At 44.4% G+C, this 14,073-nt stretch carries 10 protein-coding genes and 1 riboswitch; of the genes, 7 read left to right on the forward strand and 3 right to left on the reverse strand.

Translation table 11 applies throughout. The annotated features are described in order from the left end of the window. Nucleotides 1-99: 99 nt before the first annotated feature. The 4 genes from murC to FXV78_RS03540 all read left to right on the forward strand — a co-directional run bounded on the left by murC (nucleotide 100) and on the right by FXV78_RS03540 (nucleotide 4,884). On the forward strand, nucleotides 100-1,476 hold the full coding sequence (gene murC / locus FXV78_RS03525; protein ID WP_039959601.1) for a UDP-N-acetylmuramate--L-alanine ligase: 1,377 nt from the start codon (nucleotides 100-102) through the stop codon (nucleotides 1,474-1,476). A 145-nt stretch (nucleotides 1,477-1,621) separates the two neighbouring features. Beyond that, nucleotides 1,622-2,686: a DnaD domain protein gene (locus tag FXV78_RS03530; protein WP_004842407.1), complete on the forward strand. Its 1,065-nt coding sequence runs from the start codon at nucleotides 1,622-1,624 to the stop codon at nucleotides 2,684-2,686. A 15-nt stretch (nucleotides 2,687-2,701) separates the two neighbouring features. Further along, the gene (locus tag FXV78_RS03535; RefSeq protein WP_004842405.1) at nucleotides 2,702-3,700 is read left to right on the forward strand and encodes an ATP-binding protein; all 999 of its coding nucleotides are present in this window, start codon (nucleotides 2,702-2,704) and stop codon (nucleotides 3,698-3,700) included. Next, nucleotides 3,700-4,884: a ribose-phosphate pyrophosphokinase gene (locus tag FXV78_RS03540; RefSeq protein WP_004842403.1), complete on the forward strand. Its 1,185-nt coding sequence runs from the start codon at nucleotides 3,700-3,702 to the stop codon at nucleotides 4,882-4,884. Before FXV78_RS03535 ends, FXV78_RS03540 begins: the two co-directional genes overlap by 1 nt. A 181-nt stretch (nucleotides 4,885-5,065) precedes the next feature. Here the strand turns inward: FXV78_RS03540 and FXV78_RS03545 are convergent, their stop codons facing one another. Continuing rightward, nucleotides 5,066-7,048 (reverse strand): sodium-translocating pyrophosphatase, encoded by a 1,983-nt coding sequence (locus FXV78_RS03545; protein WP_004842401.1) that lies wholly within the window; start codon nucleotides 7,046-7,048, stop codon nucleotides 5,066-5,068. 385 nt (nucleotides 7,049-7,433) lie between these two features. On the opposite strand from FXV78_RS03545, the gene FXV78_RS03550 reads away from it, so the two are divergent. The 3 genes from FXV78_RS03550 (at nucleotide 7,434) to FXV78_RS17805 (ending at nucleotide 9,483) form a co-directional block, all read left to right on the forward strand. Beyond that, entirely contained in the window at nucleotides 7,434-8,504 is a 1,071-nt protein-coding gene (locus FXV78_RS03550) for a sensor histidine kinase (protein ID WP_009245163.1), read from the forward strand. After that, a complete protein-coding gene (locus tag FXV78_RS03555) occupies nucleotides 8,497-9,210 on the forward strand; it encodes a response regulator (RefSeq protein ID WP_004842397.1) in 714 nt (237 codons plus the stop codon). The genes FXV78_RS03550 and FXV78_RS03555 overlap by 8 nt, the downstream gene beginning before the upstream one ends. Before the next feature lie 123 nt (nucleotides 9,211-9,333). Continuing rightward, a complete protein-coding gene (locus FXV78_RS17805) occupies nucleotides 9,334-9,483 on the forward strand; it encodes a hypothetical protein (RefSeq protein WP_004842394.1) in 150 nt (49 codons plus the stop codon). A 79-nt stretch (nucleotides 9,484-9,562) separates the two neighbouring features. Here FXV78_RS17805 and FXV78_RS03560 read toward each other — a convergent pair whose 3' ends face one another. Then, a complete protein-coding gene (locus FXV78_RS03560; RefSeq protein WP_004842391.1) occupies nucleotides 9,563-10,228 on the reverse strand; it encodes an energy-coupled thiamine transporter ThiT in 666 nt (221 codons plus the stop codon). Between the two features lie 48 nt (nucleotides 10,229-10,276). Next, a riboswitch (TPP riboswitch) is annotated at nucleotides 10,277-10,383 on the reverse strand. Nucleotides 10,384-10,394: 11 nt separating this feature from the next. After that, a complete protein-coding gene (gene rpoC / locus FXV78_RS03565) occupies nucleotides 10,395-14,060 on the reverse strand; it encodes a DNA-directed RNA polymerase subunit beta' (RefSeq protein ID WP_004842389.1) in 3,666 nt (1,221 codons plus the stop codon). Nucleotides 14,061-14,073: the final 13 nt, after the last annotated feature.

Below are 14,073 nucleotides of genomic sequence, written 5' to 3' on the forward strand. Positions count from 1 at the left end.
CAAAGAAATTTTATGACTAAATTTAATAAACTTTTTACTTTTAAAATAAAACACACAAGATTTTCAACTATTTTCATAGTAAGGGAAGGTAATCATCATATGTATAAAATCAATTTCAAACAGCCTATTCACGTTCATTTTATCGGTATCGGCGGCATCAGCATGAGCGGTCTTGCCGAGATTCTTCTAAAAGAAGGATTTACCGTATCCGGTTCTGACTCGAAAGTCTCTCCGCTTACCGAACATCTGGAAGCAAAAGGGGCTCAGATTTTTTATGGTCAGAAAGCATCCAATATCATCGACGGGATCGACTGCGTCGTATACACTGCCGCGATCCGCAGAGAAAATGCAGAGCTGATGGAAGCTGTTGCAAAAAAAATCCCAATGCTGACCCGTGCGGAGCTGCTTGGACAGCTGATGGCTAATTACAAAACTCCGATCGCAGTATCAGGAACTCATGGCAAGACGACAACAACTTCCATGATCTCTCATGTTCTGCTGGCAGGTGACACAGATCCTACCATCTCTGTGGGCGGGATTCTGCAGGCCATCGGCGGAAATATCCGGGTCGGAAGCTCCGGCATCTTCGTCACAGAGGCCTGTGAATATACAAACAGCTTCCTGCACTTTTTCCCGAAGATCAGCATCATCCTGAACATTGAAGCCGATCATCTGGATTTCTTTAAAGATCTGGAAGATATCCGTCACTCCTTTCATCAGTTTGCAGCCCTGTTGCCATCTGACGGAACACTGATCATTAACGGAGAGATCGATCAGTATCAGGAAATCTGCGAAGGTCTGGACTGCAGCGTGGTGACTTACGGAATGTCTCCAGAATTTGACTACAGTGCGCAGAATATCACCTACGATGAAAAAGGTCGGGTTGCATTTGATTTCTTCCGAAACGGAAAGCTGGACACACACATCGTCCTTTCCGTGACCGGAGATCACAATGTGTCCAACGCCCTTTCCGCGATCGCAACAGCGGAGCTGTTGGGACTTTCCATGGATACGATTCAGAAAGGCCTGCTTTCCTTCTCCGGAACAGACCGCCGTTTTGAATACAAGGGAACGATCGATGATGTCACCATCGTAGATGACTATGCACATCATCCGACAGAGATCAAAGCAACTTTAAAGGCTGCGAAGCACTATCCGCACCGCAAACTCTGGTGCGTATTCCAGCCGCACACATACACAAGGACCAAAGCATTTTTCCAGGAATTTGCAGAAGCTCTTTCCCATGCAGATCATGTGATTCTTGCCGATATTTATGCCGCACGGGAAACAGATACTCTTGGGGTATCCTCTGAAGCGCTCTCAGACGCGATCCGCAGCCTTGGAACAGATTCTCACTATTTTCCATCCTTTGCAGAGATCGAAACATTTCTCAAAGAAAACTGGAATGCAGGAGATCTTGTTCTTACAATGGGTGCCGGAGATGTGGTAAAAATTGGAGAAGATCTCTTAAAATAGGACTTATCCACATTATCCACATGGGTTATTCACAAAAAAGCAGATTTTCCCTTGAAAAAAGGCTTTTGCCCGTTCAGATAAGATGCTATAATACCTTTGCGCATGAGAGAGCAGCGTATGAATTCCGGAAAACAGGGAGAGGACTATGAAGACATTTACGTTAAAAAATAAATTCCAGACAAATGCCACACTGGTTGCGAACGACTTTATCGATCACTATATGGTGCAGGCAAACGGCGAATTTGTAAAAGTATATCTGTTCCTTTTAAGACATTTGGATAATGCCGGCTCTTCTCTGACAGTTTCTGCAGTTGCAGACTGTCTGAACAACACAGAAAATGATATCCTGCGCGCATTCAAATACTGGGAATCCAAAGGACTTCTTCAGATGGAATGTGATGCAGAGGGACATGTCTGTGAACTGGAACTGATCCAGATTCCCCAGACCCAAGCACAGATACCGATCACTGCGGCCAAAAAGCCTTCCGCACCGGTCGTCTCTGTCAAGCCTGCTACTCCCAAAGCTGTGGCAGCTTCTGTTTCCCGCCCGGCGGCGCACGCAGATGCCGCAAAGGCGCAAAAGCAGCTAAAATCGCTCCTGTTCATTGCGGAACAGTATCTTGGTAAGACTCTGACAAAGACAGATATGGATGCGATCACTTATTTTTATGATCATCTCGGCATGTCGGCTGACCTGATCGAATATCTGATCGAATCCTGCGTGGAAAACGGCCACAAAAGTATTCATTATATTCAGAAGGTCGCTTTATCCTGGGCAGACAGCGGGATCACTACCAAAGAGCAGGCAAAACAGCAATCCCGCAGTTATAACAAAAACTGCTACACTGTTCTGAATGCTTTCGGAATCAAAAATCGGGGACCTGCCGCATCTGAGGTTTCGTATATCCAGAAATGGACCGATACCTATGGATTTACTCTGGACATCATCGAAGAAGCCTGCAGCAGAACAATTTCTGCAACTCATCAGCCAAGCTTTGAATATGCAGACACGATCCTGACCAGATGGCACAACAGCCATGTACATCATTTGAAAGATATTTCGGTGTTGGATGATGCATATCAGAAACAAAAAGCCGTTTCGGCTGCCTCAGCTCCAAAGGCAAAACCTGTCTCCAGAAATCTGAACAATTTCGAACGCCGTTCATATGACATGGATTCTCTGGAGGAGCAACTATTAAACAGCAATTAGAAGGAGAGCACTGTCGTGGGACTAAAAAATTCACAATATCAGGCGATTATGCGTAAGTACGAGCAAAAACAACTCCGAAACCATGATATACTGACACAGCATTATGAAGAGGTCTACCGTCAGCTGCCTGAATTTAAATCACTGGATGATTCCATTTCCATTTTGTCTGTTCAATATGGAAAACGCCTGTTAAACGGCGATCAAAAAGCAATTTCTTCTTTAAAAGAAGAGCTTGCCATTTTACGCGCCAGCAAGCAGGAGCTTTTACGATCCAGTGGTTTTCCGGCTGATTATCTGGAACCGGTCTATGATTGTCCGAATTGTAAAGATACCGGATATATCGGAAACCAAAAATGTCACTGTTTCAAAAAAGCCATCATTGACTTACTTTATGAACAGTCAAACTTAAAAGAAATTCTCAAAAAAGAAAACTTCAGCAACTTTGCTCTGGACTACTATTCCACCAACTTTATTGACCCGAAGACCGGCCGTTCTTCCCGCCAGGTAATTGAAGATGCCCTGCGGATCTGCCGGAATTTCGTCACCTCTTTCGGAACAGATTTCCAGAATCTTTTTCTGTATGGAGATGTTGGTGTGGGCAAGACCTTTTTGTCCAACTGCATTGCAAAGGAACTGATGGATAAAGAGTATTCTGTTCTTTACTTTTCTGCATCCAAGTTCTTTTCCAGTCTTGCAAAACATGCGTTTGACAAGCAAGATGTAGATGCGCAGAATATGTTTGAACTGATCTACAACTGTGACTGTCTGATCATTGATGATCTGGGAACCGAATATACGAACAATTTTATTGCATCCCAGTTCTTCACATGCATCAACGAACGACTGCTTAACAGCCGTTCTACAATTATATCAACAAACTTGTCACTGGACACTCTGGCTGATCTTTATACAGAACGGTCCTTTTCCAGAATCACAAGTAATTATATCATGTTGAAACTGATAGGCGATGACATCCGAATCAAAAAGAAATTAAAAAACAGGGAGGAAAATTAATGTTACGTCGAAAAGAAAGAAACTTAGAAAATATTCCAGTAGGAGCGCTCGGACTGATTCCGGTCAGAGGATGCGAAGGTCTTGGAGACAAGGTCAATGATTATCTGGTAAAATGGCGCAAAGAAAGCGGTTCTGAACATAAAGGAGATGTCGCTTTCACCGGTTATGACAGAGATACTTTTATCATTGATGCCGATGTTCCGAGATTCGGTTCCGGAGAGGCAAAAGGAATCATCAAAGAGTCTGTTCGTGGAAAAGATCTCTATCTGATGGTCGACGTATGCAACTACAGCCTCACCTATTCTCTGACAGGAAACACAAACCATATGTCACCGGATGACCATTTCCAGAACTTAAAGCGTGTAATCGCTGCAGTCGGAGGAAAGGCGCGCCGCATCAATGTGATCATGCCATTCCTTTACGAAAGCCGTCAGCACAAAAGAACAAGCCGCGAGTCTTTAGACTGCGCACTCGGACTTCAGGAACTGGTACGCATGGGCGTTGATAACATCATTACTTTTGATGCGCACGATCCTCGTGTATCCAATGCCATCCCGCTGAGCGGATTTGAGACAGTTCCTCCAACTTACCAGTTTGTCAAAGGACTTCTGCGCAATGTAAAAGATCTGCAGATCGACAGTGACCACATGATGGCGATCAGCCCGGATGAAGGTGGTACGAACCGTGCGATCTACCTTGCAAACGTACTTGGACTGGATATGGGTATGTTCTACAAACGCCGTGATTATACACAGATCGTCAACGGACGCAACCCGATCGTTGCCCACGAATTCTTAGGAAGCTCTGTAGAAGGCAAAGACGTGATCATTATCGATGACATGATCTCTTCCGGAGATTCTATCATCGAAGTTGCAACAGAGCTGAAACGCAGAAAAGCAAAACGAATCTTTGCTGCAGCTACATTTGGTCTTTTCACAAACGGTCTGGACAAGTTCGATCAGGCATATGAGGACGGAACAATCTCCGGTATTCTGACAACTAACCTGATCTATCAGACACCGGAATTATTATCAAGACCATACTATATCAACTGTGACATGAGCAAATATATCGCTCTGATCATCGATACACTGAACCACGACGGTTCTATCAGCAGTATCTTAAGCCCGGATGAGAGAATCCAGCATGTACTGCAGAAATATAAAAACGGAGAAACGATTTAATTAAAAAAGAGGGAAACTGTTTCATTAATTGACAGTTTCCCTCTTTATTTCATATGGTGGAAATCTGGTTTTCATTCCCCCTGATAACAAAATCCGATCCACCAGTGTTTCTTGCAGCCAGCAGAATCAGCATAAAAACAGCCAATTTTCAAGCTGAAAATCGACTGTTCTATGAAATATCTTACAGTAATCCACCGATCGCCATAAACAATGGCGCAAATACAAGTGACACAACTGTCATCAGTTTGATCAGGATATTGATGGATGGTCCTGATGTATCTTTAAACGGATCTCCAACAGTGTCTCCGACAACCGCTGCCTTGTGAGCCTCGCTTCCTTTTCCGCCGTGATTTCCTTCTTCGATGTACTTCTTGGCATTATCCCAGGCACCACCTGAGTTTGCCATAAAGATCGCCATGAGAACACCTGTCACAAGCGCACCTGCCTGAAGTCCGCCAAGAGCTTCCACTCCTAACACGATTCCGACCAGGATCGGCACAACAACTGCCATTGCTCCCGGAAGAAGCATCTCATGAAGTGCAGCTGTCGTAGAGATAGATACGCAAGACTTATAATCCGGTTTTTCCGTTCCTTTCATAATTCCCGGTTTCTCACGGAACTGACGTCTTACTTCCTCGATCATCTTATATGCTGCCTTAGATACGGATTCCATGGTAAATGCAGAGAACAGGAATGTAAGCATTCCTCCGATAAACAATCCGATGATCACACGATAATCCAGCACATTGATACTTTCCAGATGTACTGCCTGAGAATACGAAGCAAACAGTGCCAGTGCTGTCAGCGCAGCAGAACCGATTGCAAAGCCTTTTCCCATAGCTGCTGTTGTATTTCCTACAGAATCCAGTTTATCAGTGATTTCACGTACCGATTTGTCCAGACCTGACATTTCTGCGATTCCGCCGGCATTATCGGCGATCGGACCATATGCATCCACCGCAACTGTAATTCCAGTTGTAGAAAGCATTCCCACTGCTGCCAGAGCAATTCCGTACAATCCGTCTACCTGATATGCTACAAAAATACCGATGCAGATCAGGATCAGCGGGATTGCTGTTGACTGCATTCCGACTGCGATTCCACTGATGATCGTGGTTGCCGGTCCTGTCTCAGACTGCTCTCCGATCTTCTTCACCGGATTGTAATCTGCTGATGTATAGCATTCTGTAATCAGACCAATGAGAACACCTACGATCAGACCTGCGATTACGGCGATCGCTCCGTCAAAGTTTCCAAATAAAACCTTACTCAGTACAAGAGACACGATCACAACCAGAAGTGCCGCAATATTGCTTCCCATCTTCAGGGCTTTCTGCGGACTTACTTTCTCATCCCCTTTTACAAAGAATGTACCGATAATGGATGCTACAAGTCCACATCCCGCGATCGCAAGCGGGAATACAACTCCGGAAATTGCAGAAACCGCAACACCAAGTGTCAGTGCAGAAACGAGAGATCCTACATAAGATTCAAATAAGTCGGCTCCCATTCCTGCAACATCTCCTACATTATCCCCTACGTTGTCTGCGATTACTGCAGGGTTACGCGGATCATCCTCAGGGATTCCGGCTTCTACTTTTCCAACCAGATCAGCCCCTACGTCTGCAGCTTTTGTATAGATACCACCGCCAACACGCGCAAACAGCGCAATTGAAGATGCTCCCAAACTGAATCCGGACAGCACGTCTACATCTTTCGTCAGAATATATACAACGCTGACTCCAAGCGCTCCCAGACCTGCTACACACATTCCCATAACGGCTCCGCCTGAAAATGCGATGGAAAGCGCCTTATTCATTCCACTTTCTCTGGCAGCATTCGCTGTTCTTACATTCGCCTTTGTTGCAACATTCATGCCAAAGTAACCTGCCAGTGTAGAAAACAAAGCTCCCACAACAAAACAGATTGCTGTTACCCAGTTACCGATCCCAAATCCGATCAGTAAAAACAATACGATCACAAATACGATCAGAATCTTGTATTCTGCAGTAAGGAATGCGCGTGCACCCTCACTGATCGCAGATGCGATCTCTTTCATTTTCTCTGTTCCTTCTTCCTGCTTCGCAACTTTTACAGCCAGATATCCGGCAAATAGTAACGCGAGAACCGATACGACAGGAACTACGTACATTAAATTTTCCATTTTCTCCTCCTCAATCTCAATTTTGGGATTTTCTGTGCATCTGTACCTCCATCTTATACAGATGACACTGCTTCTATAGTTTACCAAACAAATGAATAATTTTCAACATAGAAATTCATTTTATATTCATTCCTCTTATTTTTCTTTTTAGCTGTTTTGTTTATTTTTCCATCTAAAATTGATATTTAAAATCCATTATCCTTTTTATATGTCCATTTTTTGTTTATTTTGTATATTTGTTATTTATTTCTCAATCTTTTTCTTTACAGTATTATCTCATTTTTGCAAGTTAATTTTTTATTTCTTTCATTTTTTGTTTTTTATTACACAGTATGGATTTTTTCCTTTTATTATGGTAATCTGGTTGCAGAGAGGTGTTATATGTATGAAGACATTTTTTAAAAATCTGACGTTTACTTTCCTTTGCCTTGGTATCTCCACGATACTGGCATTTTTCTTTTTTAACCTAGGACAAAAAAATTCTGTCAACACTGCCCTGATTTATATTCTGGCTCTGATCCTGATCGCTCAGAATACGACCAGTTACTGGTATGGTGCTGCCGCCTCCGTTTTTTGTGTCATCGCAGCAAACTATTTTTTTACATATCCCTATTTCAAACTAAACTTCATACTGGACGGATATCCGGTCACATTTATCGGCATGCTGGCTATTTCTCTTATCACCAGCGCGACCGCCAGTATGCTCAAAAAACAAAAAGCCATTGCCTCCGAACGGGAACGAAAGCTTGCAGAAGCAGAGCGCGAGAAAATTCATGCCAATCTTCTGCGCGCCGTATCACATGATCTGCGTACCCCTCTGACGAGCATAATCGGCTCTTCTGCCTCTTATCTGGACGATGCCCAGAATATGTCCGAGCAAGAACGTATGGAGCTGATTTCGAATATTAACGAGGATGCACAGTGGCTGCTGAATATGGTGGAAAACCTGCTCTCTGTAACGAAGATTCAAAATGAATCCAGCAAAGTCAAAAAGTCGCAGGAAATTGTGGAAGAAGTCGTCTCCGAATCAATTGTCCGACTTCAGAAACGCCTTCCTAAAATCCAGATCCGGGTTTCTATGCCGGAAGATTTTCTGATGATCCCAATGGATGCTACTTTGATCGAACAGGTGCTGATCAACTTGATGGAAAATGCCTATGTCCATTCCTCGAGCTCTGATCCCATCGACCTTTTGATCACCGATCAGCCGGACTGTGTCACATTTGCAGTCCGGGACTATGGAATCGGACTGGATCCCGACCAGATCCCTTTTATTTTTGACGGACAGTACAGCTCTGATACCGCTGACGGACACAAAGGAATCGGCATCGGACTGTCTATCTGCCGGACGATCATTCATGCTCACGACGGCGTGATCCACGCTGCCAATCTGGATAAAGGAGCCGAATTCTCCTTTACCCTTCCAAAAGAAAAGGAGAACGCAAACTATGCCTAAATTCACTGTATTGATTATAGAAGACGAAAAAAATATTCAGACCTTTGTAGGAAAGATCCTGAAAAAACAGGATTACCGTGTACTGTATGCGGACTGCGGGAAAGAAGGACTGAATCTGATCCATTCCCAATGTCCAGACGTAATTATTTTAGACCTTGGTCTGCCTGATATGAATGGAAATGATATTATCCAGGAAGTCCGGACCTGGACCAGTACCCCGATCATTGTCATCTCCGCACGAAGTGCCGAAAAGGAAAAGGTTCTCGCATTGGATCAGGGAGCGGATGATTACATTACCAAGCCATTCGGAACCTCAGAACTGCTTGCCCGCATCCGTACCTCCTTAAGACACAGCAACCGCTTATATACTACAGATTCTCTTTATATCCGGCCCTATCGCTACGAAGATCTGGTATTGGATTTTTCCAAACGGGAACTGACCTTAGACAAACAGCCGGTTCATCTGACCCCTATTGAATACAAAATTGTATCCTATCTGGCACAGAATTCCGGAAAAGTCATGACATACGCCGCCATCATTTCCAATGTCTGGGGACCATACGCAGACGACGACAATAAAATCCTGCGCGTCAATATGGCAAATATCCGAAGAAAGCTGGAAAAAGACCCTGCACAGCCTAAATATATCTTTACAGAAGTAGGCGTTGGATACCGAATGCAGGAGGATTCATCAGAAAACGATTAGCAGTAATCTCTTATGCTAAGATTGCGCTAAAAAGGCCTCAAATCTCTTTTCTTTTTATGCCTTTGTCACTAAAATAGAATCTGGTCCGATACAAGGGCAATTTCATTCAAAGGAGTGACAGTAATGGGCAATAATATCGTAATGATACTTTTGATGATCATCGGTGGTTCTGCAGGAATTTTTTCCACACTGTTCATTTTGATCAGTCTGCCGGTAACCATTATCCAAAAATTTATCCGCAAAGCACGTTACGGATATAAATTAACCGATTAACTAATTTTATTAAACCTCTTACCTTATAAAAACAACGACCGTAAAATTCCCGAGAATCTTACAGTCGTTGTTTTTCGCTTTATTCTACTGCTATTTTTTTTACCCGTCCAAGTGCTTTCTGTACTGCCGGAATGGAGATGATCACGATTGTAATCAGTCCTTCTGCCAGAAGGAAACTGTAGTTATATGCGATCGGATATACGGCTGCAAGTGATTTCGGGAAATTGTCCGGCATGTAGTCCATCCAGTACAAATATCCTCCCAGCGCATGAAACGCTCCCCTGGCGAGAACAGCTACGATATAGCCTTTGAGCAGTCCATTCTTTTGCTTTGCAAAGAAACCTGCCACACCAAGTGCTGCGAAAGCCAATACATAATCACAGCATACCTGGAACAGAGAAAGTACGTATGGCTCCTGTAAAAACTGGAGCATTCCATATGTAAATCCAACCAAAATTCCTGTTCTTACTCCATACCAGTTTGCTACCAGCACGATAAAGAGCATGCTGCACAGTGTCACACTGCCGCCCCATGGCAGAGAGAAAATCTTGATATAGGAAGTAATAAAAGCAAGTGCCATTGCCATCGCACAGCACGCAAGCTGTTTCGCGGACATTTTATTTTTTTCTGAATTTTTACCGGCAAAAAACAATGCAATACCAAATACAACGATTCCCAGCACAATACAAATTGCATATCCTGCAGTCGTCAGACCGCCTTCTGCATTTACCATAAAGTTCAACATAAAAAACTCCTCCTTGTTTTCGTGATTGAAAACAAGGAGGAGTTCCTTGTATAAACGAGATTACAGTTCCTACGTTGGCATTATCCAAATCAGGTTATAGGTCGAAGTTCACAACTTCCTCTCAGCCTGTCACACAAGCTCCCCTTGTTATCAATCGTATTTTATTTTATTCTTCGTCCAGAACTACTTCTTCCAAATCTGCTGATTCTGCTGTCTCCACTGCTTCTGTTTCCACTGCATCGCTTTCATCCAGTTCTTCAGCCTCTTCTTCTGCTTCCAGTTCTGTGTTTAACTGAACATCACGGTACTTCTTCATACCTGTACCTGCAGGAATATGTTTACCGATGATGACGTTCTCTTTCAGACCGATCAGGTGGTCCACCTTACCTTTGATCGCAGCTTCTGTCAGGACTTTTGTTGTCTCCTGGAAGGATGCTGCAGACAGGAAGGATTCTGTAGCCAGAGATGCTTTTGTGATACCAAGCATGATCTGTTCACCTGTTGCAGGCTCTTTTCCTTCTGCTTCCATCTGCTCGTTCACTTCGTTGAACTCCAGAACATCTACCATAGTTCCAGGCAGGAATTCGGTATCTCCTCTTTCCTCGATACGAATCTTCTTCAGCATCTGGCGTACAATAACCTCGATATGCTTGTCATTGATTTCTACACCCTGCAAACGGTAAACTCGCTGTACTTCCTGGATCATGTAATCCTGTACGGCACGAAGTCCTTTGATCTTCAGGATATCGTGAGGATTTACACTACCTTCTGTCAGCTCATCTCCGGCCTCCAGATATACACCATCCTGAATCTTGATACGGGAACCGTATGGGATCAGGTATGCTTTGGATTCTCCTGTCTGATCATTTGTTACAATGATCTCACGCTTTTTCTTTGTATCGCTGATTGTTGCCGTACCGGCAAACTCTGTGATAATCGCAAGTCCTTTCGGCTTTCTTGCCTCAAAAAGCTCTTCGACACGAGGAAGACCCTGTGTGATATCGTCACCGGCAACTCCACCCGTATGGAATGTACGCATGGTCAGCTGTGTACCAGGTTCACCGATGGACTGAGCAGCAATGATACCGACTGCTTCACCAACCTGAACGGCTTCCCCTGTTGCCATGTTTGCACCGTAACATTTTGCACAAACACCATTCTTACATTTACATGTAAGGATTGTACGGATCTTCACTGTATCCAGTGGTTCACCGTTTTCGTCAACCGCTTTCTTCATGACTCTTTCTGCACGCTTCGGTGTGATCATGTGATTTGCTTTGACGATGATATTTCCATCCTTGTCTTTCAGATCTTCACAAGAGAATCTTCCTGTGATACGCTCCTGCAGACTTTCGATTTCTTCATTTCCGTCCATGAATGCTTTTACATACATTCCCGGAATCTCTTTTCCTTCTGCCGCACAGTCACTGTCGTGAATGATAAGCTCCTGAGAAACATCAACCAGACGTCTTGTCAGGTATCCTGAATCGGCTGTACGAAGCGCGGTATCGGACATTCCCTTACGAGCTCCATGCGCAGACATAAAGTATTCCAGTACGTCCAGACCCTCACGGAAGTTGGACTTGATCGGCAGCTCGATCGTACGACCTGCTGTATCCGCCATCAAACCACGCATACCTGCAAGCTGTTTGATCTGCTTGTCAGAACCACGGGCTCCGGAATCTGCCATCATGAAGATGTTATTGTATTTATCCAGCCCGGAAAGCAGAGCTTCTGTCAATTTGTCATCGGTTGCTTTCCATGTCTCAACAACTTCTTTGTAACGTTCTTCTTCTGTGATCAGACCACGTTTGTAGTTCTTTGTGATCTTGTCTACAGTATCCTGTGCAGTCTGGATCATCTCCGGTTTCTGCGGCGGTACTGTCATATCAGAAATCGATACGGTCATCGCTGCTCTTGTAGAGAACTTGTAACCAATCGCTTTTACATCATCCAGAACTTCTGCTGTCTGAGTTGCTCCGTGTGTATTGATTACTTTTTCCAGGATCTGTTTGAGCTGTTTCTTTCCTACGTGGAAATCTACTTCCAGAAGCAGTTCGTTTCCATCTACTTCACGGTCTACGAATCCAAGATCCTGCGGAATAATCTCATTGAACAACATTCTTCCAAGTGTTCCATCGATCGTGCCTGTCTTCACCGTTCCGTCCGGCATCTCTCTGGAAACACGGACTTTGATTCTGGAATGCAGTGTCACATATCCATTTTCATATGCCAGGAGTGCTTCGTTTAAGTTCTTAAAGAACATACCCTCACCTGTTGCTCCCGGTCTTTCCTGTGTCAGATAGTAAATACCAAGTACCATATCCTGAGAAGGAACGGCTACCGGTCCACCATCGGACGGTTTCAGCAGGTTGTTCGGTGAAAGAAGCAGGAAACGGCATTCTGCCTGTGCTTCTACTGACAGCGGTACATGGACAGCCATCTGGTCACCATCGAAATCGGCGTTGTAAGCTGTACATACCAATGGATGCAGCTTGATCGCCTTACCTTCTACAAGGATTGGCTCAAACGCCTGAATACCAAGTCTGTGCAGTGTGGGGGCACGGTTCAACATAACCGGATGCTCTTTGATCACTTCTTCGAGCACATCCCAAACCTCCGGCTGGAGTCTCTCTACCATTTTCTTGGCATTCTTAATATTATGAGCAGTTCCGTTTGCCACCAGTTCTTTCATAACAAACGGTTTGAATAATTCAATCGCCATCTCTTTCGGCAGACCGCACTGATAGATCTTCAATTCCGGTCCTACGACGATAACGGAACGTCCGGAATAGTCAACACGTTTTCCGAGCAGGTTCTGACGGAAACGTCCGGACTTACCTTTTAACATGTCTGACAGAGATTTCAGAGCTCTGTTTCCAGGACCTGTAACAGGACGACCGCGGCGGCCGTTATCGATCAGAGCATCAACTGCTTCCTGAAGCATACGTTTCTCGTTGCGTACGATAATATCCGGCGCTTCCAGTTCAAGCAGTCTTCTCAGACGGTTATTACGGTTGATAATTCTTCTGTACAAATCATTTAAGTCAGATGTTGCAAAACGTCCACCATCCAGCTGTACCATCGGACGCAGATCCGGCGGAATGACCGGGATCGCGGAAAGAATCATCCACTCCGGTTTGTTTCCGGATTCACGGAATGCTTCTACAACCTCCAGACGTTTTACGATTCTTGCTCTCTTCTGACCTGTGGCATTGACAAGTCCTGCCTGCAGTTCTGCATATTCTTTTTCCAGATCAATGGATTGCAGCAATTCCTGAATTGCCTCAGCTCCCATACCTACGCGGAATGCTTTGCTTCCCCATTTTTCTTTTTCTTCCTGATACTCTGCCTCTGACAGGATCTGTTTGTACTGAAGGTCTGTCTCCCCTTTGTCCAGTACGATATAAGATGCAAAGTAAAGAACTCTCTCCAGTGTTCTTGGGGAGATGTCCAGGATCAGTCCCATACGGCTTGGGATTCCCTTGAAATACCAGATATGGGATACCGGAGCCGCAAGGGCGATATGGCCCATGCGCTCACGGCGTACAGATGCTTTTGTTACTTCCACTCCACATCTGTCACAAACAACACCTTTGTAACGGATTTTTTTGTATTTTCCACAGTGACATTCCCAGTCCTTACTTGGTCCGAAAATTCGCTCGCAGAAAAGACCGTCTTTTTCTGGTTTTAACGTTCTATAGTTAATGGTCTCCGGTTTTGTAACCTCGCCTCTTGACCATTCCATGATCTTTTCCGGTGAAGCCAGTCCGATTTTGATCGCATCAAAAGTTAACGGCTGATATTGTTGTTCATTATTGCTTGCTGGCATATAAACGGCTCCT

Source organism: Mediterraneibacter gnavus ATCC 29149 (genome assembly GCF_008121495.1).
GTDB lineage: Bacteria > Bacillota > Clostridia > Lachnospirales > Lachnospiraceae > Mediterraneibacter > Mediterraneibacter gnavus.

Bases quoted from the DNA above. Each gene is read 5' to 3' on its own strand.
- FXV78_RS17805 (WP_004842394.1), top strand. From the start codon at position 9,334: ATGGGCAATAATATCGTAATGATACTTTTGATGATCATCGGTGGTTCT.
- FXV78_RS03545 (WP_004842401.1), bottom strand. From the start codon at position 7,048: ATGGAAAATTTAATGTACGTAGTTCCTGTCGTATCGGTTCTCGCGTTA.
- rpoC (WP_004842389.1), bottom strand. From the start codon at position 14,060: ATGCCAGCAAGCAATAATGAACAACAATATCAGCCGTTAACTTTTGAT.
- FXV78_RS03555 (WP_004842397.1), top strand. From the start codon at position 8,497: ATGCCTAAATTCACTGTATTGATTATAGAAGACGAAAAAAATATTCAG.
- FXV78_RS03540 (WP_004842403.1), top strand. From the start codon at position 3,700: ATGTTACGTCGAAAAGAAAGAAACTTAGAAAATATTCCAGTAGGAGCG.
- FXV78_RS03560 (WP_004842391.1), bottom strand. From the start codon at position 10,228: ATGTTGAACTTTATGGTAAATGCAGAAGGCGGTCTGACGACTGCAGGA.
- FXV78_RS03550 (WP_009245163.1), top strand. From the start codon at position 7,434: ATGAAGACATTTTTTAAAAATCTGACGTTTACTTTCCTTTGCCTTGGT.
- murC (WP_039959601.1), top strand. From the start codon at position 100: ATGTATAAAATCAATTTCAAACAGCCTATTCACGTTCATTTTATCGGT.
- FXV78_RS03530 (WP_004842407.1), top strand. From the start codon at position 1,622: ATGAAGACATTTACGTTAAAAAATAAATTCCAGACAAATGCCACACTG.